This window comes from Cupriavidus sp. FW305-F7 (assembly GCF_058782875.1).
Map to the genome: position 1 here is coordinate 37,194 of NZ_JBYSYC010000028.1, position 20,382 is coordinate 57,575.

The window sequence follows — 20,382 nt, forward strand, 5'->3', positions numbered from 1 at the left end:
AAGGCGAACGCCCACACATCGACGATGTGGCTGGCACATTCTCAACGCAGTTGCAGCCTAAATTCGCCACGGAAATGCCGATAAACGACCTTAGGCCGGTGCTGATCGGTATGTCGTAGTGGCCACAATCCCCGCCGCAGCGCATGAATAAAGGCCGCCATTTAGGGTTGCTCCTATGTGCAATCGATTCCAGAATGTCTAAACTTCGCACCCAGACAGTCCGGTTGTGGCGGTCAGGTCCGGGCACGGTTGTCCGTGCCGGGCGCGCGCCGGACAGTTCACCGGAAACAAACAACGGTAAGGAGACTGGAATGAGTCATATGTTCGGAGGGGTGCGTCAGGTCGGCTACGTCGTGCGCGACATCCAGCGCGCGATGGAGCACTGGATCAAGCTGGGCGTGGGGCCCTGGTTCTACATGGAAGATGTGGGAACGAAGGAGTTCAGGTACTTCGGTGAGTCTTCCCGGCTGCCGAAGCTGTCCATCGCGCTGGCCAATTCCGGCGACCTCCAGATCGAGCTGATCCAGCAGCGCGACGATGCCCCGTCGCTGTATGTCGATTCGCTCAGGCGCAACGGCGAGATTGCGCAGCACGTTGCCTACTGGACCGAGGACCGCTACGACGAGATCGTCGGCACGCTGCTCGCGGCCGGTTATGTCGAGGGCCATGGCGGCCGGATGGGAGCAGCGGGGCGCTTCGGCTATTTCGTGCACCCGGAGTTTCCGAGCGGCATGTTCGAGATCTCCGAGATGACCGGCGGCAAGGCGGAGTACTTCGGCGCCATCAAACAGGCGGCAGCCGCCTGGGACGGCAGCGACCCCATTCGCGTGGTGGGCGCTGCCCCATCGTCGCTTGCGCAAAAGCAGGAATGACCGCCATGGGTGCCCGCCCCATTGCAGAGAACAGAAGAATGCAACCAAAGATTCCGTTACCGACCCACGATCAACTCCCAGCCGACATTCGCAAGGACGTTGGCGAGTCTGCCGCCGGCCAATATCTTCCGCATGATGGCCAATGCTCCGGCGAGCCTGAATGGCTTCATCCAGCTCGCGGGCTCAATTCTGATGCAAAGCGAGTTCGACAAGCGCAAGCGCGAGATTGCGGTGCTGCGTATCGCTCATGTCACCCATTCGTTATACGAATGGGAGCAGCACGTCCGGATTGCACAAATGCTTGGTGTCACGCAGGAAGAGATAGCCCGTATCGGCGTTGATGGGCCCGTGCAGGGATTGGATGAAGAAGGCCTGCTTCTTTGCCGGGTAGCGGAAGAGATCAGCCGGGATATACGGTTGAGCGACGAGGCGCTGCAGGCGATCCTCGAGCGGTACGGCGTGCGCCAGGCAACCGAGCTTATCCTGTGCTGCAGTTACTTCAACATGGTCAGCCGGTTCCTGGAGTCAACGCGAGTGGAGATCGAGAGCGCTCCGGTCATCTGACTTTCTGTGCGGTGAGGATGGCGCGGCCCTGAAGGCCTGCGTGTCTACCGCGGCTCGCCAAGTACTCACTGCACTTCTCGTTGGGGCGGAGTGGCAGTATGGCCGTGCCGGCATCGGCCAATCTCATTGACCATCACCCGGGGCGTGCCCTGTTTCCAGGAGGAAAAATGAATAGATTGCAGGACAAAGTTGCGGTAGTGACGGGAGGCGGGTCCGGTATCGGCAAGGCTATCTGTCTTCAGTTCGCACGGGAAGGCGCGCGTGTCGTCGTGATCTCGAATGTGAAGTCTGAGTCCGACAGTGTCGCGGAAAATGTTCGTCGGCTTGGGCGGGAGGCCGTTGCCTATGTGGCGGACGTGACGGACGCCACCCGGATGAAGGCTGTTGCCGACGAGATCACGGATCGATTCGGGAAGGCAGACATACTGGTTACCAGCGCTGGCGTCATGGGCGAGCGCACGCTTGTCGCCAGTACCAGCGAGGAAGGCTGGCGTTCAACGATTGAGGTGAACCTCAATGCCACTTTCTACTGCATCAAGGCTTTTCTTCCCGCGATGATGGAAAAGAACAGCGGGAGGATCATTACAATCGCTTCGACTTCCGGCAAGCTTCCCGCCGCCATGAATGGTGACTATGCGGCATCAAAGCATGGCGTGATCGGATTGACTAAAGCGCTGGCCCTCGAACTAGGCCTATTGGGAAAGAACGGAATCACCGCGAACGCTATCTGTCCCGGGGCAACGGCTACGCCGATGATCGCCGCTATAAGCGAACAGATGCATTCGTTGACGGGCCAATCGGCCGAAGAATTCATCCGAGAAAGGGTCGCCTCGAAGAACATTCAGCAAAGACTGCTGGATCCCGCCGAGATTGCGCATATGGCAGCTTACCTTGCGTCAGACGAGGCGAGAGGCGTCACCGGCCAGGCGCTGAATGTCTGTGGCGGCACGGTCCTGTACTGAGGCTCAGTAACTTCCCGCATGCGCAGGTGCATATCTTTAAGCCCGAGCTGCAACAGATCCGGCAGCCAACCCGGCGCAACGCGGCGCCGCAGGCACCCGCCGGCCTGAGGTTCTTCGAGGCGGCGATCCAGACCCTTCGCAACCCGCGGCTGGGAGAACCAGCGGCGGCGGCGCCAACTGTGGCTGCGGACCATGGCGACAAGATCGAGCTGTTTTGCGCCCACGATCCGGTCGAGTTCGAGCCCCGCCCCCCTTCAATTAAGACTGGAGAGACCTATGCCCATCGGTTATTCGCCAACCCCCAACGGTCCGCTGGATCGCCTGTATCGCTGGATTGCCAAGTACGCGTCGCGGTACTCGGGCGGTGCCGACCGCGTCGCCAACCAGGAAGCGCTTAAGGGCTTTCGCCGAGCCCAGTGCCTGGCCTATGACGCGGTCGAGCATGTCGCCGGGCAGCTCAGGCCGGGCATGACCGAGCGCGAAGCGGCGCAGTTGCTGGACGACCATCTCAAGAACAACGGAACTCAGCGATACCTGCACAGGCCCTTCGCCTGGTTCGGCGACCACGCGCGTTTCGACGGGTACGCCGGCTACGGCGATTATCACCCGAGCGGCCGCAAGCTCGAAGTGGGCGCCACAGCGATTCTTGACGTCTCGCCCGTCGTAGACGGCTACATCGGCGACGTCGGCTACGCCCTCTCGATCGGCTCCAACCCGGAACTCAACATTGCCAAGGAATTCCTGCTTGAACTCCGAGCCGAGATCCCGAAGCTGTTCGCCAGTTCGATGACGCCGGCGGAAATATGGGCCGAGGTGAATCGGCGCATCGTGGCGGCCGGCTATGACACCATCCACGCCAAGTATCCGCACTGCGTGCTTGGTCATCGCGTCTTCCGAGTCAAGCCGAAGAAGGGCAAGCACCTTCGTATCGGGTGGCGGGCCTTCGGCTGGTTCTCTCTCGAGACCAACCTGGCCTTCCTGAGAATGGGCCCTTCTGCGGCCCTGACGCCCGAGCATGTGGGCAAGAAGCTTGGGCTGTGGGCCATCGAGCCGCACATCGGCTGGAAGGGGGGCGGTTGCAAGTTCGAGGAAATCCTGGTGGTTGAGCACCACCGCTGCTATTGGCTGGATGACGACGTGCCACACGTGCGCGAGGTGCCCAGCGGCAGTTGATCCAAATACTGCAGAGCTGCCGCCATTCCCCGCTGGCCGATATGACCCGGGCCTGCTCGTCGATTCTTCATAGTCGATGAGGCGCGATATTCCCGCTGATCAGCTGCCTCAGGCCTTGTCCGGCTTGATCGGAACGGCGCTGGCCGAAACATCCGTGGCCGCATGAGAACTGGCCTGCATGGAGACCTAGCATGAACCGAGACCTACCCTCAGAAGGACTGATTCCCGTAGCGAATTTTGACAAGGCAAGGCGGCTGCCTGCACCACAAGACCGGTTGCGCGAGCTTCGGTACTGTGCACAACAGTTCCGTGAGCGATTTCTTGATGAGTCGGCCGTATCTTTTGCCCGCAGTCTCAACCTGTTGCGTGTTCCTTATCCTGCTTGGTACGCCTTCAGCGGTGTGTATTCGCAACAGTTGCTCAAGCCTCATCTGATCCATTTGTTGGCCCGTGTCACGGTGATCCAGTTCACAGGATTCGATGGCAAGACGCGCACGCTGTTGTTCACCCCTGCGGACTTCGAGGCCGGTACCGAAACGCCATACTTCAAACGTATGGTTGGAAGGATGCCGAGCTCCCTGCACAGCATTATCGCCCCTGTCCACAGCACAGTGATGGAGGCATTAGACACCTGTGGTATTGCCCCAGGCGAGGTTGACTACATCACCTACGATCATCTCCACACGCAGGACGTCAGGCGCTGGCTTGGCAGCGCGACGGCGCCGGGGCTATTCCCGAATGCGAAGCTGCTGGTGCATAGCCAAGAACTGGCGAGCGTCAGGGGCCTGCTGCCTATCCAGGCTGATTGGTATTGCCCACACGGGTTGGACGGCGTGCCGGCCGCCCGCATCATCGCCTTCGACGGCAGCATCCAGCTGGGGTGCGGCGTGGCATTGATACATACACCCGGGCATACGGAAGGCAACCATTCACTGGTCTACCGGACGCCGGACGGCATTCGTGTCAGTAGTGAGAACGGGGTATCGGCCGACAGCTGGGCCCCCGAGCATTCGAGGCACAACGGCATCCGACGCTTTGCGCTCGCTACAGGAGCCGAGGTTGTCCTGAACGGAAATACTCAGGAAGGCAGCAACGATCAGTACCTGTCGATGGTCGTGGAGAAAACCATCGCAGGCCAGTCCTCCACGCACGCATTCAGCAATGTGGTCCCATCCAGCGAATGCACGCCTCACTGGCTTTTCCCCGGCGCTCCATCGAGCCACCTATGGGGCGAGACAGGTTTCGGCTACCCAAGACGTCGCTAAAAAATGCGGCGCTCGACGAGCATGGAGCGGTGCTCGATGCCGTGTTGCGAGGAGACGCGCAAGCCGGCACGCAGGCCATGATCCGCATATTTCTGCCGGCGGAATCGTCTATGCGGACGTGATCGCGGCAATACCCGGCGACGATGCCGGCGGCCGGGCTCGCGCCAAACGCCCATGAACGCGGGAGCGCACCCGCGCGGGAGCGTTTCCTCGTTCAGGCGGTCTGGGCGCTGTCGTCGCTTTCTTAGCGAGGAGCCCGCCGGCAATAAGGCCGCCTTTACTACGCAAGAGTCGCGTCTTTACTACACTTCACGCCAGAAGGAGCCCAAGAAGGTCGAAAGGCTATATGCGCTGCACAAGTTGCGGGTTCGAGAACATCGCCGAATCGAAACTCTGCGAGGAGTGCGGGGCCAAGCTTGCCCGCATCTGCCCAAACTGCGGCCACGAATCGAGCCTGGCCGCCAAGTACTGCAGCGAGTGCGGCTCGCACCTGGGCGAGTCATCGCAAGCGTCGTCCGCTCTCGCGCAGCCCGCCCTTGCCGCCCCCATTCATTACACCCCGCCCCATTTGGTCGAGCGCATCATGGCCGAGCAGGCGGCGCTTGAAGCGCGGGGCGAAACCGCCGGCGAACGCAAGACCATCACCGTCCTGTTCGCCGACATGGCCGGCTCAACAGCATTGATCTACGACCTGGATCCCGAAGAGGCCCACCGCCTGATCAGCCCGGTCGTGGCGCTGATGATGGAGGCCGTGCACCACTACGAGGGCTACGTGGCCAAGTGCCTGGGTGACGGGATCCTGGCCCTGTTCGGCGCCCCCATCGCCCATGAAGATCATCCGCAACGGGCTCTGTACGCGGCGCTGCGCATGCAGGAAGCGATGCGCCGCCACAGCGACCAGGTCCGTCTGGAGCAGGGCATACCGTTGCAGATCCGGGTGGGCGTCCACACGGGTGAGGTGGTGGTGCGCTCGATCCGCAAGGATGACCTGCGCACGGAATACGACCCGGTGGGGCACACGATCCATATCGCCTCCCGGATGGAAGCGATTGCCGCGCTCTCCTCCATCCTCGTGACTGAATCCACGCATAAGCTCGCCGAGGGGTATTTCGAGTTCAAGGCCTTGGGGCCCGCTCGGGTCAAGGGGATCCCGAAGCCGCTCGCCGTCTATGAGGTGCTAGGTCTGGGGCCATTGCGCACGCGCCTGCAAGTAGCTGAGCGCCGCGGCCTGGCACGGTTCGTCGGCCGCGATTCCGAACTGGAGCAATTGCACCGGTCGCTGGAACAGGCTCAAGAGGGACACGGGAAGATCGTCGGGGTGGTGGGCGAGGCTGGGGTCGGCAAGTCTCGGCTGTTCCATGAGTTCAAGGGGCGCTCACAGCACAGCTGTCTAGTGCTGGAGACATTTTCAGTGTCGCACGGCAAGTCCTTTGCCTATTTGCCGCTGATCGAGCTTCTGAAGAACTATTTTCAGATATCCGCCCAGGACGACGAGCGAGGATGCCGTGAAAAGGTTATGGGCAAGGTGCTGGCGCTGGAGCGCAGTCTGGAAGACCAATTGCCATACATGCTCTATCTGCTGGGCATCGGCGAACTGGGTTCGGCGCTGCCTGACATGGACCCGAGCATCCGGCGCGACCGTACATTCGAGGCGATCACGCGAGTGCTGATGCGCGAAAGCCTCGATCGGCCGATTGAGTTGGTGTTCGAGGACCTGCAATGGCTGGACCGCGAAACCGAGGCGTTCCTCAAGTTCCTAATTGATCGCGTGGCCAGCGCCCGGATACTCCTCCTCATGAACTACCGCCCCGAGTATCAACATGGTTGGGGTCAGAAGAGCTACTACACGCAATTGCGACTTGATCCTTTGGACCCGGCCGAGGCCCAACGGCTATTCGCAGCGCTGCTTGGCGATGACCCTGGACTCATGGCCCTTAAACAACTCATCCTGGAGAAGACCGAGGGCAACCCGTTTTTCATCGAAGAGGTGGTTCAGACCCTCGTCGAGCAGAACGCACTGCTCGGTGAGCCGGGGCGATACCGGATCGAGAAGGCCCCGGCCACGCTGCAGATCCCCACCACCGTGCAGGCTGTGCTCGCCGCGCGCATGGACCGCCTCCCCGGCGCGGAGAAGGAGTTGCTGCAGACCCTTGCCGTGATCGGCAAGGAGTTTCCCTGGAGTCTGATCGAGCTTGTTGTCGGGCAGCCTGAAGACTATCTGCGCCGCCTGCTGTTCCGCCTGGAGGTTGGAGAGTTCATTTACGAGCGGCCGGCGTTCCCGGAGGTCGAGTACACCTTCAAGCATGCACTCACCCAGGAACTCGCGAGCAACTCCATGCTCACTGAACAGCGCAGCGTGCTGCACGAGCGTACGGCGCAGGCCATCGAAGCACTCTTCCACAATCGGGTCAAGGACTACTGCAGCGAGTTGGCGCATCACTACAGCCTGAGCGGCAACATTCCGAAAGCCGTGTCGTACCTCCATTGCGCGGGGCAACAGGCGCTCCAGCGCTCCGCCAGTCTTGAAGCGATCCGCCACCTCAATACCGCCCTGGCGCTGCTCAAGCGCCTGCCCGACACGCGCGAACGGGCTCGTCAGGAACTGACACTGCAACTCACGCTCGGTCCCGCCTTGATGGCTGCCAGAGGCTACGCCGCGTCGGAAGTGGAATCCACTTACGCCCGCGCGCTGGCGTTATGCGAAGAGGTCGGGGAAACTTCACAGCTCTTCCCGGCGCAGTTGGGGTTGCGAACTTACTATAACTTGCGAGCAGAGTACGCAACCGCACAAGCGCTGGGCGAGTGGCTGCTCCGCCTGGCCATGGATGCACAGGACCCCGGTTTGCTCGTGGAGGCTCATGGTGCACTCGGGGCGAGTTCGTTCTTTCAAGGCGACCTCGCCACTGCCCGTGCCCACCAAGAGCGGGTGCGTGCCCTCTACGACCCAGAACAGCATCATGCTCATGCCTTTGCTTCCGGGTTGGATCCGGGCATACGTGGCCTCAACCACCTGGCCTGGAGCCTGTGGTATCTGGGCTATCCCGATCAGGCGCAAAAGCGAAGCCAGGAGGCGCTTGCACTGGCCCAGAAGAAGTCCCACCCTTTCAGCTTGTCGTTCACCCTGGCTTTCACAGCTCAGTTGCATCAGTTTCGGCGTGAAGCGCAACGGACTCATGAATGCGCCGAGGCCGCCATTACGCTCTCAAGCGAGCAGGGGTTTCCATTTTTTTTGGCGTGGGGAACCATCCTGCAAGGTTGGGCGATGGCTGAGCAGGGAAGAGGAGAGGAGGGAATCACTCAGATAATTCAGGGTCTTTCCGCCTACCAAGCCACGGGGGCCGAGCTGGGACGGTCATACTTTCTGGCGCTGCTAGCGGAAACCTATGGTAACGCTGGGCAAACTCAAGCAGGACTGAGCGCGTTGGCCGAGGCACTGGCCATGGTCGACAGAACGGGAGAACGTTGTTATGAAGCGGAGCTGCATCGGCTCAAGGGTGAGCTAATGCTGCATCAGCGGAGCGTCCAGACCGATGAGGCCGTGGGCGGCGAAGAAGCGGAAGCGTGTTTTCACAAGGCGACCGCGGTGGCCCGCCACCAAAGCGCGAAGTCGCTGGAGCTGCGAGCGGCGCTGAGCCTGGCCCGCCTGTGGCAAGGAGAGGGCAAGACGGCGGCAGCCCGGCAGAGGCTCGCCGAGATCTATGGCTTCTTCACTGAAGGTTTCGACACCGCTGACTTACGACAGGCCAAAGCGCTGCTGGATGAGCTGCCGTGAGCTCAAGCGTCGTCAAAGACAGGTGTTTAAGCTCAGCAAGTTCACCCGCGCCTACCGCCCGCAAGCCAACGGCAAGGCAGAACGCTTCATCCTATCGGGCCTTTGCCTAGACGTATCAGAACTCCCAGGGGTGCGCCCAAGCCCTAACCAGTTGGCAGCATCACTACAACTGGCATCGGCCACATAGCGGCATTGGCGGCCTTGCGCCCATGTCCCGACTTCCAGCGTCGAGAAATAACGTCTTGCCGCTTCACGGCTAGTCGCGGGTTCGCTTTCACGTCCGGCAACGATTCCACAAAAATAGCCGACTGAGCCGTGCTCGCTCCACATTTCGCCAGCAAAGCGCGTGAGAATGCAGGACCATCGCGTTTACACGTATGGAATCGATTCCTGATATGCCTAGAATGGCGAATCAAACGGTGCCGATGCCGGCCGATAACGAACAGGTTCCGGGTCTGGAGTGGGGCGCAGATGCTAGTCGGGTAGGCCCGGTATCACGCTTTGGCTCGCGCGAATCATCCGCGGCTCGTTCTTTGGACGCCTCAGGCAATCATGAATAAGGAAAGCCAATGAATGACTTTGACGGCAACGTGGCTCTAGTTACTGGCGGCGTCAGCATTGATGGCATCGAACTCATGCGGCTGGACGCCAGCAGCGAAAAGGCGTGGCACTCCGCGGTTGCGCAAGTCTGTGAGCGGCATGGTTCCCTCGACATTCTCGTGAACTCGCCCGGTATCCAGGGCAACGTGGTCGCCGGCGCCCTGGAGCATTGTTCAGTGGTGGACGGCGGCTCGCACCTGTTGCGCTGATTTCCCTTCAATTTTCCTCTCTTCAACATGGATCCGACTCAACTGCCAATCGAACAGCGCCCGCTGGGTGCCTGTCTCGCGCTACAAGCCTCAAGACATGCCGACCAGGATTTTCTTGTCTTCGGTGACCGATCCTGGACCTATCGCCAGTTTGACGAATGGGTTACGAGGGTGGCCGGAGGTTTGGTGGCGCTGGGCCTTTCCAAGGGTGACAAGCTGGCCATCATGCTGCCTAACTGCCCGGAGTTCATGGCCTTGTGGTTTGCCTGCGCGCGCATCGGCGTGATCGAGGTGCCGGTGAACACCGCCTATCGCGGTCCACTGCTGCGTTACATCCTGGAGCACTCTGACTCGCGCATGGCGGTAGTCGCCAACGAGTTTGTCGAGCGCTTGCAGCATGACGCCGTCCAGTTCGCCAAGCTCGAGACGCTGGTGATCTGGTCCGACAAACCGGCGCCTCTCATGGACGCTCCGATCCCGGCGGTTCCGTTCGAGATGCTCCTGTCGAAGTCGGTTCCCTTGCCAGACGTTCAGATCAGCCATCGCGACACGATGGCAATCATGTACTCGTCGGGCACCACGGGCCCGTCCAAGGGCATCCAGCTGTCGCACAATTATTTCTGGTGGGGCGGCAGCATGGCCGCTCGCAACGGCCGGCTCGACGGCACGAAGCGCCTGTACACCTGCTTGCCGTTGTTCCACGCCAATGCTCAGCTGACCACGGCCATGCCGGCGCTCATGGCGGGAGCTACCTTCGTTCTCGACGACCGCTTCAGCGCCAGCACGTTCTGGGAACGCCTCAGGGCATGTGGCGCCACCTCGTTCGCATATGTCGGCGGCATGCTGGCGATGCTGATGAAGCAGCCGCCGTCGCCCGGGGACCGGGATCACTACGTAGCCCGTGCGGTGGGTGGCGGAGCCCCCAAGGAGCTGTGGCCAGCGTTCGAGGCTCGCTTCGGCGTACGAATCTATGAGGGCTATGGGCAGACGGAGAACTGCGTCGCGCTGAGCAGTCCCGACGATGCGCCGCGTGTGGGTTCCGTGGGGCTGCCCATCTGTGGCTACGACGTGGACCTCGTGGACGACAACGACGAGCCTGTCGGCCCCGAAACGGTTGGCGAGCTTGTCTTCCGCCCACAGCAGCCGTACATCATGATGGATGGCTACTACAAGATGCCCGAGGCGACCCTCGCGCAAAGCCGCAACCTCTGGTTCCACACCGGTGATCTGATGAAGAAGGACCGGGACGGCTACTTCTATTTCGTAGACCGGAAGAAAGACGCGATTCGCCGGCGCGGGGAGAACATCTCTGCTTTCGAGGTCGAGATGGTGGTGAACACCCATCCCGGTGTGCTCGAGTCCGCAGCGATCGCAGTGCCGTCCGACCTCGGCGAAGACGAGGTGATGGTGTGCGTGATTCCCCGGCCAGGCCATTCGCTCGATCCGCTCGACCTGATCAAGCACTGCGAGGGCCTGATGCCGTATTTTGCGGTGCCTCGCTATGTGGATCTGCGCGAGGAGTTCCCCAAGACCCCGACTCACCGGGTCGAGAAATACCGCTTGCGCGAACTGGGTATCACCCCGACGACCTGGGACCGCGACAAGGCGGGTTACACAATCAGGCGTTGATTTTCACTCTTCTGACGAGGTACTCATGAGTTCTCTATTCGGCAAGGTCAGCCAGATTGGCTATGTGGTCCAGGACCTCGAGGCTGCAATGCAGCAATGGCTCGCCATGGGCGTCGGCCCATGGTTTCACGTCGAAGACGTGTCGATGGACCAGTTCCGTCACCGGGGCCAGCCTTCGGACGCCAGGTTTGCAGTGGCGATCGCAAACTCGGGCGATATCCAGATCGAACTGATCAAGATGACTAACGACGCGCCCTCAAGCTGGAGGGAATTCCGTGATGCCGGTGGCAAGGGTATTCAACATATCGCGTACTGGACCCGAGACTACCAGTCCGTGCTCGATCGTGCGGTTGCGCAAGGGCTCGTGATCATTCAAGAAGGGCAGATCGGAGGGCCGACGGGACGCTTCTGCTACTTCGAGTCACCCGACGTTCCCGGAACGGTCGTCGAACTTTCTGACATCAGCGGGCCGAAGGGCGAGATGTTCGAGCAGATCCGGCAGGCCGCGCTGACTTGGGATGGCCAGAATCCTGTGCGTAAGGTCTGAACAACGTACCACGGAACTTAGTAGAAGGAGATACCAATCATGCGTGCCGTAGTGTCCGATGGACAGCGAGTTTTCCTCACCGACGTTCCCAGCCCAACGCCCGGGCCCGGACAGGTGCTGATCCAGGTCCGAGCCAGCGCGCTCAATCGCATTGATCTTGCGATGTCGAAGGGAGCCGAGCACGGTAGCGTCGGCGGCACCGGCGTGCCACTTGGCGTTGAATGGGCGGGTGACATCGCCGAGGTGGGCGCAGGCGTCACGGCGTGGCGCGTCGGTGACCGCGTGATGGGCGCAGGAATCGGTGGTTTTGCCGATTTCACGCTGGGCTACGCTCCGTTGATCTATCCGATCCCGGCGGGGTTGAGCTACGAGCAGGCCGCGGCATTGCCGGTGGGCCTCCAGACCATGCACGACGCGCTTGTGACAAACGGCGCCATGAAGCCGGGACAGGCGGTGCTGGTGCAGGGGGCCAGTTCGGGTATCGGCGTGGCCGGCATGCAAATCGCGAAGGCATTGGGGGCAGGAAAGGTCATCGGTTCGTCTACATCGGCCGATCGTCGGGCGAGACTGAAGGAATTCGGCGCGGATGCCGTCGTTGACACGAGCCGTGCGGATTGGGTGCAGCAGGTGCTGGACGCGACCGATGGCCAGGGTACTGATCTGCTTGTCGACATGGTAGCGGGGCCCTACGTCAATGGTGGCCTGGCGGCAACGCGTATCGGAGGCCGCATGGTCAATGTGGGGCGGGTTGCGGGCGAAAGCGGGGACTTCAATTTCGACCTGCATTCGATGCGCCGCATCACCTATGTTGGCGTGAGCTTCCGCACACGCACTCCGGCCGAAGTGGTGGAAGTCGTGGCCCGCACCCGGAACGATCTCGGGGCACTACTGGACAGGGGAAAGATCCGCATGCCGGTCGCTCAGGTCTTCAGGCTTGAAGAGGTTGGGCAGGCGCTGGAGCATATGGCCGCGAACCGGCACTTTGGAAAGATCGTGCTTTCTCACGTCGTGGCCGAAGGTCTATGACGAGTCGGCGATGACTTTGCGGGTTCACCATCTCAACTGCGGCACGATGTGTCCATTCTGCGAGCCACTGGTCAATGGCGGAGGCAGTTGGCGCCGACCGGGTCACCTGGTTTGTCATTGCCTGTTGATTGAGACACCAGAGGCGTTGGTGCTGGTCGATACCGGGCTGGGCTTGCGCGACATCACCGATTCGCGCCGCCGCCTGGGCTCGACATACCCTGCGCTATTCAAACCGAGGCTCGACGTCGACGAAGCAGCGATCTCGCAAGTCCGTGCACTGGGCTACGACCCCCGTGATGTGCGCCACGTGATTGCTACGCATGTGGACCTCGATCATGTGGGTGGACTGGCCGACTTTCCTGACGCACAGGTGCACGTCTTCAAGCCGGAACTCGACCAGATCCTGCATCCGACGCCACGTGACCGTGCACGCTTTCGCATGCCGCAATTCGAGCACCAGCCGCACTGGACTGTGCACGAGAACGCAGGCGAGCGCTGGTTTGGCTTTGAGGGTATTCGGGCCTTGCCGGGTCTGTCAGTGGACATCCTGATGATCCCGCTTATCGGCCACACGCATGGCCACGCTGGCGTGGCGGTTCGCGATGGTGATCGCTGGCTGATGCATTGCGGCGATGCCTACTACCACCATTCTCAGCTCACCGGCAAGCCGCGGTGGCGTCCGGCGATGAACTTCTTCGAGGCTTATATCCAGGCGAACCGCAGGGCGCGGCTAAAGAATCAGGTGCGGTTGCGTGAGTTGGCGGCACGCCACGGTGACGAAGTTGAACTCTTTTGCTCACACGATCCCGTGGAGCTAGCGCGATACACCAGTTGAATTTTCACGATCCAGAAGTATCGGAATCAATCAAGTTGGGAGCATGGATTATGCAAGACGTGTATGTAGTCGGTATTGGAATGACGCCGTTCGGCAGGCTGCTGGATCTCAGCATCAAGCAGATGACCAGGATCGCTGTGGATGCCGCCCTGGCCGATGCGGGTATCGAGGGGGCATTGATAGAGGCAGCCTACTTCGGGAACTGTGTACAAGGCCATATGGAAGGACAGCATATGATTCGCGGTCCAGTGGCACTTCGGGCGATGGGTCTAGGTGGAATTCCGATCGTCAGCGTGGAGAATGCCTGCGCCAGCGGCAGCACGGCGCTGAACCTGGCCGTTCATCATATTCTGGCGGGGGGCTGTGACGTCGCGCTGGCCGTCGGCGCCGAGAAGATGTATTCGTCGGATCGTGCGAAGATGTTCTCGGCTTTCGACAGCGGCTGGGACGTGACGCAGGTCGAAGAGAACACACAACGCCTGCTGGAGCTCGGCCAGGGCCTGGAGATCCCTCCCGGTACAACCTCGCCCAAGCCCTACAGCGTGTTCATGGACATCTATGCGGCCGCGGCGCGTGAACACATGAAGCGCCATGGCACCACCCAGCGGCAACTGGCTGCAGTGTCGGCAAAGAACCACCAGCACTCCCGGCACAACCCGCTATCGCAGTATCGCGACCCCTATACGATCGAGCAGGTATTGGCCGCGCCGCCGATCACGTACCCCCTGACCATGCCGATGTGCTCGCCGGTCAGCGACGGGGCGGCAGCGGCGATCGTCTGCAGCGAGGCGGCGCTGAAGCGGCTGGGCCTGAGCCGGTCGCGTGCGGTCAAGGTGTTGGCCAGCGTTGTGCAGGCTGGCTCCGACCGCAGCGCCGACGACGCCGAACATGCATGTACGGCGCTGGCATCGCGGCGGGCCTATGAGAAGGCCGGTCTGGGTCCGGCGGATGTGTCGGTGGCCGAAGTCCACGACGCCACCGCCATGGGTGAGATTGTGCAAATTGAGAACCTCGGGTTGTGCGCCCGCGGCGACGGCGGGCCAATGGCGGAGCGCGGCGAGACGGCGATTGGCGGACGAATCCCGGTCAACCCTTCAGGTGGTCTGGAGTCCCGAGGCCACCCGATCGGTGCCACCGGCCTGGCGCAGGTGCATGAATTGGTGACCCAACTTCGCGGTGAAGCGGGAGCCCGGCAAGTCGAGGGCGCCCGTGTCGGCCTGGCCGAGAATGGCGGCGGGCTGATTGGCGTGGAAGAGGCCGTCGCCTGCATCACCATTCTTGGTCGCTGAGACCGTCGCCGCCACTGCACCGCCCGGCCGCGGGCCACGACGCATCATGACTACATCTGCTACGTTCTCAGCGTTCGCACCGATTCCGGGTAAGGCGGGTTATCCGCTTCTTGGCAACCTGCCGCAGGTACCGAAAGGAAAGCTGGTCCAGTTCCTGACTGAGACTGCCCGCGCATTTGATGGCATTTTTGCGCTGGACTTTGCCGGCAAGCGGGCCACCTTCGTCTCATCTGCCGCGCACGCGATGCAGGTATGTGACACACAGCGCTTTCGCAAAGCGCTCGGTCCGGGAATCACCATGCTGCGGCCGCTGGCCGGCGATGGCTTGTTTACCGCTTACAGCGACGAAGTCAACTGGGGCAAGGCGCATCGCATCCTCATGCCAGCATTTGGCCAACGGGCAATGCGGGGCTACTTTGATGCCATGCTCGCGGTGGTACAGCGCCTCGTTGAAAAATGGGAGCGCGGGGGCCCCGACGCGGACATCGTTGTTACCGATGACATGACGCGGCTGACTCTGGACACGATCGCCCGTTGCGGGTTCGGATATGATTTCGCGTCCTTTGACAGCCCGGGCGTACACCCGTTTATCGAAGCCATGGTGCGCTCACTGAGCGAAGCGTTGGCGCGCGTCACGCGCCTGCCGATCCAAACGGCGTTGATGCGCCGTTCGCGAGAGCAGTTTGACGCTGACACCCAGTACCTGCACCAGTTGGTGGACGAAGTGATCGAACAGCGGCGGCGCGAGCCCACCGGCACCCGGGATCTTCTGAACCTGATGCTGGAAGCGCGAGATCCGCTGACTGGCGAAGCGCTGGACAACCTGAACATCCGCTTTCAGGTGCTCACGCTCCTGATGGCCGGGCACGAAACGACCAGCGGCCTGCTCAGTTTCGCGCTTTATGAACTGGTGCGCCATCCCGGCGTATTGGCTGAGGCCTATGCCGAGGTCGATGCCGTCCTGCCGGGGGGCCGCATACCGGAATACGGCGACCTGGCGCGACTTGACGTCATCGACAGGGTACTGAAGGAGACTCTGCGCCTGTGGCCGACAGCCCCCGCTTTCAGCGTCGCCCCATTTAACGACGAGGTGATTGGCGGACGGTACCGGATCGTCAAGGACTCCCGGGTTACCGTGCTCACGACGGCGCTGCATCGCGACCCGGCAGTATGGCCAAGTCCTGACCGTTTCGACATCAACCGCTTCCTGCCAGAGAATGAGCGCGATCGTCATCCTGCCGCCTATAAGCCCTTCGGCAATGGAGAGCGTGCGTGCATCGGTCGGCAATTTGCGTTAGCCGAGGCCAAGCTTGCGCTGGCGCTTATCCTGCAGCGCTTCAAACTCGAGGATCCACACGACTATCAATTCCGCATTGCCGAGGCCCTGACCATCAAGCCCGAGGGATTCGTGCTGCGCGCCAGTCCGCGGCTTGCGCATGAGCGCTTTAGCCCGTCTGCTGCGCCGACTGAGAGGGATCACAACCCCGGACTTGATGCGGAGGAGGGGCCCCTGCCGGCAGGAGGCGGCCGGCGCATGCGCATAGCCTTCGGCTCCAGCCTGGGGTGTGCACGGGAGATTGCGGGCGAGATCGCTCAGCGAGCCGCGCATGCTGGCTTCGACACCACCGTGCACGAGCTGGATGAATTGGTTGGTGCGATGCCTGCTGAAGGCGTGCTGATCGTCGTTGCATCGACCTACTACGGAAGCGCGCCTGACACGGCGAGGAAGTTCGACGCTGCCATTGCGAGTGAGCTGGCAACGTTCAGGGCCCCAGCGTTGACCGTGGCGGTCCTCGGTTGCGGCAATTCGCAGTGGCCGACCTATCAGGCCTTTCCGAAACGTGTTGCAGACTTCTTCGAACAAGCGGGTGCCGTTCGCCTGCTGGATCGTGGCGAGGCCGATGCCGACGGCGACTTCGACCGGACGGCGGGGGAGTGGCTAGCCGCCATGTGGCGCAAGCTGGGCACAGGCGGCGAGGATTTTCCGTTGCGACCACCGGTCAGGATTGAACTCACGGATCCGTTCACGGCGCGTCAGCTTGTCCTGCCGCCAGGTGTGATGCAACTGGAGGTCATCGACAATGAGGAACTGGTGCGGGAGCCGGCCGGGTTATGGGACTTTGCCATCGAGCCCCCACGCACATCGACGCGTCACATTCGATTGCGTCTGCCGGCAGAGGCGCCACGCCCCGCGTACCGGACCGGTGATCACCTCGCCGTTTACCCGAGCAATAAGCCGGAAGTGGTGGAGGCGCTGATTGATCGTCTTGGGTTGTCCGGCGCGGCGACCGTGCGCCTCCATTCGGCGCGAGGCATGGCAGCGGGCCTGCCCCTGGACAACGCGTTGACGGTGCGCGAACTACTGTTGCACTACCTCGAACTACAGGATGTCCCCACTCGGACTGCGCTGGCGTACCTTCAGCGCGCAACGCGCTGCCCGTTCACGCGTCGGCAGCTCGAAGCACTCTCGTCGGACGATGTCACCACGGGTTATGTCGCCCATGTCTCCACGCCAAGGCTGGGGCTGCCAGAACTGCTGGAGCGCTACCCGGCGATAGAACTGGACCTGGAGGGCCTGCTCACGATTTATCCGCCACTGCGGCCGCGGCTCTATTCCATCTCTTCGTCTCCGGAGACTACCGCGGATGAGTTGACAATCACGGTCGGCACTTTGCGTGGGCCTGCACTGTCAGGCGGTGGCGAGTTCAGCGGCGTGGCGTCGAACTATCTCGCCGGCCTTTTGCCAGGCCAGTCGCTCTGGGCCGCTGTCAGGACGCCAGAGCCCGCCTTCGCGCCAGAGGCGGGAACGCCCCTGATCCTGATCGGGCCAGGTACAGGCATTGCGCCGTTTCGTGGCTTCATTGAACAACGGCTGCATGAGCATCGCCTGAACGGAGGCGCACCGCCAACATTGCTGTTCCATGGCTGCCGCCATCCGGATCACGACTGGCTGTACCGGGATGAGCTGATGGGTTGGGAGCGCGAGGGCGTCGTATCCGTCCGGCTTGCCGTCTCTGCACGGCCTGACGGCGAACGCTTCGTTCAGCACGCGCTCTGCGCTGCTGCGGATGAGGTCTGGTCCCTCTGGGATCAGGGTGCCGTGATTTACGTCTGCGGCGACGGACCCCATATGGCACCGGCTGTCCGCGCAACGCTGATCGCATTGCACCAGCAACGCCATCATGTCGACCAGGCAGTTTCTTCCGCCTGGCTGGACAATCAATTGACGAACGGCCGATATCGTCAGGATGTCTTCAATTGATCCGCCTGTGCGAATGAGATTGCGCGGTCGTTGACGCGTGCAGCCATGCAGCCCGCCCTGCGACGTCATGCCGCCAACTAAGGAAATAGCCAAGTGACTGAGAAGCGAGTACTGTGCTCGAGTTGTGATATCTATTGCCAGGTCTCCGCAGAGATTCCCGATTCCGGCTTGGTCGGAGACGTCCGCGTGAAGGCGTTAGATCCTCGTCCGCTCCGCGCGAACATTTGCATGAAGGGGGTCCACGCACCCTCTGGCTTCGCGAATCCCAACCGCGTCTTGTATCCACTGAAGCGAGTTGGTCCCCGAGGCGGTGGCCAGTGGGAGCGGGTGAGTTGGGACGCGGCGATGGATGACATCGCGCGCCGGCTATCGGATGTCGTCGCGAAGCATGGCCCTGAGGCGATGGCCGTGTCGACGTCTCAATGGAACACGCAGACGGACAATGGTGCCGCACGACGGTTCATGAATAAGCTCGGTTCGTCGAACTGGATTAGCGGTGTCGCGCTATGTGCAGGCAACACCGCTGCGATCAATCGCATTGTCTACGGGTGGTACCCATATCCGGATTATCCCAAAACGGAATGCATTGTGTTGTTCGGGCACAATCCAAGACAACATTCCTGGACGCCCGTCTACAACGCAATCCGACGAGCCCAGGATAGGGGAGCAAAGCTTATCGTCCTGGACCCGCGACGCAGTGAGAGCGCTGAACGCGCGGACATCTGGCTTCCCCTGCGACCAGGGACGGACGCCGCGATGTGTTTTGGATGGCTCAAAGTCATCCTTGATGAGGGGCTCTACGACCACGCCTTCGTCGAGCAATTCACCACGGGATTTGAGGAATTTCGGCGCAGGGTAGACGAGTTCCCGCTGACAAGAGTCGCGCAGATCACGGGCGTGGATCCTGAACTAATTGCTGCTGCCGCGCGCATGTACGCCACCAACGGACCAGCAGTGATTCCGTGGACCCCTATCACCGATCAGCAACGAAACTCGACGTCGGCTATCCGCCTGATGTGCAGCCTGCGCGCGATCTGTGGATACCTGGACGTGCCAGGTGGCGAGGTGCTGCACGGACTCCATCCCGATATCGTCCATGAGTCCGAAATGGAATGCCACGGGACGCTGAGCCCCGAGCAGCGGGCTAAGCAACTGGGGTCAGCGACACATCCAGCATTCACCTACCGGGGGACAGACGCGCTGCGAGAGCCCGCAAAGAGAGTGTGGGGATATGAATGGCCAAACCTGATCAGTGGCAGCCATATGGCCAATCCGACGGCCGTTTTCAAGGCAATGGCAGACGGAGATCCATACCCGGTAAAGGCGTTCCTTACGCTCGGTAACAACACCTTGCTGAGTTACGCAAACATGCAGCTGATCGAGCGAGCACTTCGCAATCAGTCACTTGTGGTCGCGGTCGAACACTTCCGCACCCCTACGGCTCAATTAGCCGACTACATCCTGCCTGGAGATGCCTGGTTGGAACGAAGTTGCTTGTCGGACGGCTTTGGCTGGACTGCGATCTACCGCCCATCGCAAAAGGTTGTAGAGCCTCAAGGGGAGTGCCGGAGCGTTTACGACTTCTGGAGGGAACTCGCAATCAGAATGGGAATGGCCGAGCATTTCCCGTGGACCTCTAACGAGGAGGTGCTTGATCATCGCGTGGCGCGCTTGGGCATGACGTTCTCCGAATTCGCGGAAAGGCATCCCTATCATGCCCCTGAGCTGAAGTATCGGAAGTATGAGCAGACGGGATTTGCAACCCCCAGCGGCAAGGTGGAGTTGCACTCAAGTGTGCTGGCGGACTTGGGCTTCGATCCGTTGCCGTACTGGCGCGAGGCACCGCCCGCCAACCCGGCGTGGCCGTTGACAATGTTCACTGGTGTTCGCGATGACGAGTTCTTTCAGACGGGACATCGGCACATTCACGCCCTTAGGGCAAGGCGGCCCGATCCGGTTGTGTTCCTTAACCCGCTGGATGCCGGCGAGGCCAGCCTGAGCGAAGGGGACTGGGGGGAGGTGGTAACGCCTCAGGGGCGAGTGAAAGCCAGGATTTCCGTGAGAGAGGATATGCCAGTAGGAGTGGTGCGGGTTCCGCATGGATGGTGGCTGCCCGAACGGCCCGAGGGTGATGGAACCTTGTCCGGCGCGTGGGATTTCGCGGATGCGCAAATATGCCCCGACGACCCTGAGCATCTCGACCTCGAGCAAGGAATCCCACACCTGAAGGGCGTGGCATGTCGAGTGCAGCGCGCTAGCGAAGTAAATCGGCTGTAGACAAAGGGCGCAGGTTTGGCAGACGTCTGGCTCTGCGTTCGAACCGAAGTTGGGGCATCTTGACTGGATTGAGATATTCCGCGAATTTCCATCAAATGAT

At 61.4% G+C, this 20,382-nt stretch carries 14 protein-coding genes and 1 pseudogene; all 15 read left to right on the forward strand.

Going from position 1 to position 20,382, the window contains the following annotated elements; all coding sequences use genetic code 11:
• Positions 1-311: 311 nt before the first annotated feature.
• The 15 genes and pseudogenes from AC3WL8_RS24115 to AC3WL8_RS24185 all read left to right on the forward strand — a co-directional run bounded on the left by AC3WL8_RS24115 (position 312) and on the right by AC3WL8_RS24185 (position 20,282).
• Positions 312-872, forward strand: coding sequence for a VOC family protein (locus AC3WL8_RS24115; RefSeq protein ID WP_492378950.1), 561 nt, complete (start codon positions 312-314; stop codon positions 870-872).
• Between the two features lie 99 nt (positions 873-971).
• Positions 972-1,436 (forward strand): carboxymuconolactone decarboxylase family protein, encoded by a 465-nt coding sequence (locus AC3WL8_RS24120; protein WP_492378951.1) that lies wholly within the window; start codon positions 972-974, stop codon positions 1,434-1,436.
• A gap of 98 nt (positions 1,437-1,534) precedes the next feature.
• Positions 1,535-2,398 (forward strand): SDR family NAD(P)-dependent oxidoreductase, encoded by an 864-nt coding sequence (locus AC3WL8_RS24125; protein WP_492378952.1) that lies wholly within the window; start codon positions 1,535-1,537, stop codon positions 2,396-2,398.
• A 276-nt stretch (positions 2,399-2,674) separates the two neighbouring features.
• Positions 2,675-3,571, forward strand: a complete 897-nt coding sequence (locus AC3WL8_RS24130) for a M24 family metallopeptidase (RefSeq protein WP_492378953.1) — start codon at positions 2,675-2,677, stop codon at positions 3,569-3,571.
• 191 nt (positions 3,572-3,762) lie between these two features.
• Entirely contained in the window at positions 3,763-4,836 is a 1,074-nt protein-coding gene (locus AC3WL8_RS24135; RefSeq protein WP_492378954.1) for an MBL fold metallo-hydrolase, read from the forward strand.
• Between the two features lie 346 nt (positions 4,837-5,182).
• The gene (locus AC3WL8_RS24140) at positions 5,183-8,608 is read left to right on the forward strand and encodes an adenylate/guanylate cyclase domain-containing protein (protein ID WP_492378955.1); all 3,426 of its coding nucleotides are present in this window, start codon (positions 5,183-5,185) and stop codon (positions 8,606-8,608) included.
• 37 nt (positions 8,609-8,645) lie between these two features.
• Positions 8,646-8,868 (forward strand): annotated as a pseudogene (locus AC3WL8_RS24145) (integrase core domain-containing protein); the annotation flags it as partial.
• A gap of 309 nt (positions 8,869-9,177) precedes the next feature.
• Positions 9,178-9,417, forward strand: a complete 240-nt coding sequence (locus AC3WL8_RS24150; protein ID WP_492378956.1) for a hypothetical protein — start codon at positions 9,178-9,180, stop codon at positions 9,415-9,417.
• A 27-nt stretch (positions 9,418-9,444) separates the two neighbouring features.
• Positions 9,445-11,046 carry an AMP-binding protein gene (locus tag AC3WL8_RS24155; RefSeq protein ID WP_492378957.1) on the forward strand — a complete coding sequence of 534 codons (1,602 nt, stop codon included), beginning with the start codon at positions 9,445-9,447 and terminating at the stop codon, positions 11,044-11,046.
• A gap of 25 nt (positions 11,047-11,071) precedes the next feature.
• Positions 11,072-11,593, forward strand: a complete 522-nt coding sequence (locus AC3WL8_RS24160) for a VOC family protein (RefSeq protein ID WP_492378958.1) — start codon at positions 11,072-11,074, stop codon at positions 11,591-11,593.
• Between the two features lie 39 nt (positions 11,594-11,632).
• Positions 11,633-12,619 (forward strand): quinone oxidoreductase family protein, encoded by a 987-nt coding sequence (locus AC3WL8_RS24165; RefSeq protein ID WP_492378959.1) that lies wholly within the window; start codon positions 11,633-11,635, stop codon positions 12,617-12,619.
• A gap of 46 nt (positions 12,620-12,665) precedes the next feature.
• Positions 12,666-13,454, forward strand: a complete 789-nt coding sequence (locus tag AC3WL8_RS24170; protein ID WP_492379011.1) for an MBL fold metallo-hydrolase — start codon at positions 12,666-12,668, stop codon at positions 13,452-13,454.
• A gap of 50 nt (positions 13,455-13,504) precedes the next feature.
• Positions 13,505-14,743, forward strand: coding sequence for a thiolase family protein (locus tag AC3WL8_RS24175; RefSeq protein ID WP_492378960.1), 1,239 nt, complete (start codon positions 13,505-13,507; stop codon positions 14,741-14,743).
• A gap of 46 nt (positions 14,744-14,789) precedes the next feature.
• Positions 14,790-18,005: a bifunctional cytochrome P450/NADPH--P450 reductase gene (locus AC3WL8_RS24180; protein ID WP_492378961.1), complete on the forward strand. Its 3,216-nt coding sequence runs from the start codon at positions 14,790-14,792 to the stop codon at positions 18,003-18,005.
• 228 nt (positions 18,006-18,233) lie between these two features.
• On the forward strand, positions 18,234-20,282 hold the full coding sequence (locus AC3WL8_RS24185; RefSeq protein WP_492379012.1) for a molybdopterin-containing oxidoreductase family protein: 2,049 nt from the start codon (positions 18,234-18,236) through the stop codon (positions 20,280-20,282).
• The last annotated feature ends 100 nt before the right edge of the window (positions 20,283-20,382 follow it).

Coding starts and splice junctions, on each gene's coding strand:
- AC3WL8_RS24140 (WP_492378955.1), top strand. CDS start 5,183: ATGCGCTGCACAAGTTGCGGGTTCGAGAACATCGCCGAATCGAAACTC.
- AC3WL8_RS24170 (WP_492379011.1), top strand. CDS start 12,666: ATGTGTCCATTCTGCGAGCCACTGGTCAATGGCGGAGGCAGTTGGCGC.
- AC3WL8_RS24115 (WP_492378950.1), top strand. CDS start 312: ATGAGTCATATGTTCGGAGGGGTGCGTCAGGTCGGCTACGTCGTGCGC.
- AC3WL8_RS24125 (WP_492378952.1), top strand. CDS start 1,535: ATGGCCGTGCCGGCATCGGCCAATCTCATTGACCATCACCCGGGGCGT.
- AC3WL8_RS24150 (WP_492378956.1), top strand. CDS start 9,178: ATGAATGACTTTGACGGCAACGTGGCTCTAGTTACTGGCGGCGTCAGC.
- AC3WL8_RS24155 (WP_492378957.1), top strand. CDS start 9,445: ATGGATCCGACTCAACTGCCAATCGAACAGCGCCCGCTGGGTGCCTGT.
- AC3WL8_RS24130 (WP_492378953.1), top strand. CDS start 2,675: ATGCCCATCGGTTATTCGCCAACCCCCAACGGTCCGCTGGATCGCCTG.
- AC3WL8_RS24160 (WP_492378958.1), top strand. CDS start 11,072: ATGAGTTCTCTATTCGGCAAGGTCAGCCAGATTGGCTATGTGGTCCAG.
- AC3WL8_RS24135 (WP_492378954.1), top strand. CDS start 3,763: ATGAACCGAGACCTACCCTCAGAAGGACTGATTCCCGTAGCGAATTTT.
- AC3WL8_RS24185 (WP_492379012.1), top strand. CDS start 18,234: ATGAAGGGGGTCCACGCACCCTCTGGCTTCGCGAATCCCAACCGCGTC.
- AC3WL8_RS24180 (WP_492378961.1), top strand. CDS start 14,790: ATGACTACATCTGCTACGTTCTCAGCGTTCGCACCGATTCCGGGTAAG.
- AC3WL8_RS24165 (WP_492378959.1), top strand. CDS start 11,633: ATGCGTGCCGTAGTGTCCGATGGACAGCGAGTTTTCCTCACCGACGTT.
- AC3WL8_RS24175 (WP_492378960.1), top strand. CDS start 13,505: ATGCAAGACGTGTATGTAGTCGGTATTGGAATGACGCCGTTCGGCAGG.